Source organism: Mangrovicoccus sp. HB161399 (assembly GCF_013184745.1).
Classification (GTDB): domain Bacteria; phylum Pseudomonadota; class Alphaproteobacteria; order Rhodobacterales; family Rhodobacteraceae; genus Mangrovicoccus.
This window is the reverse complement of the sequence record NZ_JAATVU010000218.1, coordinates 1-1786: the sequence shown is the minus strand read 5'-3', so window position 1 is coordinate 1786 and position 1786 is coordinate 1. Positions and strand designations below refer to the sequence as shown.

1 protein-coding gene and 1 pseudogene are annotated in these 1786 nt (G+C 68.6%); one reads left to right on the top strand and one right to left on the bottom strand.

The genetic code is table 11. From position 1 onward, the window contains the following. Positions 1–151: pseudogene (locus HCC78_RS34345) on the top strand (IS481 family transposase); the annotation flags it as partial. A 1301-nt stretch (positions 152–1452) separates the two neighbouring features. Here the strand turns inward: HCC78_RS34345 and HCC78_RS34580 are convergent. Further along, on the bottom strand, positions 1453–1581 hold the full coding sequence (locus HCC78_RS34580; RefSeq protein WP_256368380.1) for a hypothetical protein: 129 nt from the start codon (positions 1579–1581) through the stop codon (positions 1453–1455). Positions 1582–1786: the final 205 nt, after the last annotated feature.

Sequence of the window (1786 nt, the reverse complement as noted above, 5' to 3'; positions counted from 1 at the left end):
CGCCGACTTCATGGCCGCTTGCAACGTCGCACGTCGCCTCGAGCCGCTCGGCGGCCTCGCCCCCTGCGAATGCATCTGCAAGATCCGGACTTCGGAGCCGGACAGTTTTATCGCCGACCCGATCCACCAGATGCCGGGACTGAACAGTTAGGCAACGACATCCTGGCCGCCCGCAAGCAGGTCGCAGTCGCCGCGTGTATCATCGCCTTTCGCGCCGCGGAGAAGGACCTCACCGGCGCCTCCTGCCGGGAAATCCGCCCCGGGACCGCCTGCGAGCCGGTCCCCGCCTTTCCTGCCGTCATTGCGGTCCAGCCTGTCGGACCGGAAATTGCCGGACCCGTCGCTATCCGCGCTGCCTATCTGAGTGAGGTCCTCGATGTCCTTGCGCTTCCCGCCGAGAAAGAGGGCAACGGACAGACAGGCGCACCCGTCGCCGTTGCCCGGACCCTCCGTGAACTGCTCTGCCGCATTGTCGACAGGGCCGCGGCCATTGCCGCAACCGCCGCCGTCCAGCCGGGCCGGGCTGCGACCTCTGACGGAAAATAGCGGGGCCGGGGCGGTCCCGACTGCAATATATGCTTTTCAGCGAATGCGGTCTGCCCGGCCTTCCGCAGCGCAAGGCAGCGGAGATCGGCGCTTCCGGCGAGGCGGCACCGAGCCGGCCGCCTCCGTCCGACTCCTGCGTCCGGGACAAGCGGCGCGGCCGGGCCGATCGCCCTGTGCCGGCGAGCCGTCCCGCCCCGCGTTCGGGGACACGGGCGGCAGGCGCGGACCGTGCCTGGAAACCGGGAACGGCAGCAGCCGTCGCTGCAGGGGAGGGCTGCCCGCATTCGGTCCTCCGGGCGGTTTCCGGTCGCCTGAGGCGTCAGGAGGCGCCCTGCAACCGACGGCCTGCGGCAGGACGCTTCCCCGCTTTCCCGATGGACCATCCCATGCCCGGCACGTTCTCCGCGGGACGCACTGGCGCTGCCTCATCCGCAGTGGAACGACGCGACGGTGCCGCCGCCGGACCAGTTCCCCCCTTGCCGGATCGGCAGGACTGCACGTAGCGGATGCGGCACCGGCTGGCCCTGGCCGACAGCGCCTTGCACATCTGCTTCCGCGGCTTTTTCCTCCCGGATGCGGCCGAACAGCCATTGCCGGGCAGCCCAGCCTCGCCCTCGCGCGGGACCATCTGCCAGATTCTGTGATCGAGCGGCCTCGGTCAACGGCGAAGCATCCAGCGAGCAGGTCCATGCTGCTGTCCGTGGTCGGCACGCCCCCACAAGATGCGGACTGTGGAGGAAGGAAGGCTCCCTATCTTTACCTCGGGCTAGCAGCACAACGGCAGGTCCGAGCTCGTCCCGTCCATAGTCCCTGCCCGGGAAGTCGCACCGCCACCCGGAGGTGCCGGATCTCGGCAATCGGTCGCGGGTCAGAGCAGCGGCCCGCGCGATATGGCCTGCGTGATGGTCATGCTGTTGCGACATCCGCAGCGCAGGCAGGCGGGTGCCCCTTCGACCAGCAGGCCGTGCCCGACTTCCACATGGCCAGCAGGATCGTGGCAAGCTTCCGGCTGGCGGCAACGATGGCCTTTTTCATGCAGGTCCTCTTCGCGCTCCGCAGGCCCCAGGCCTAGAGCGGCGACAGGATGCGCACCCGGCCCAGAATGGTGGCGGCGGCCTCGAAGGGCATCGTGCGCACGCGGGCAGCCCTAGGCTCAGGACCCATTGATTTCGGCTGGACGGCATGATTCAGCGTTCGAAAACGAGCGGTGACATGTCTGATCTCTTCTGGCTGAGCGACG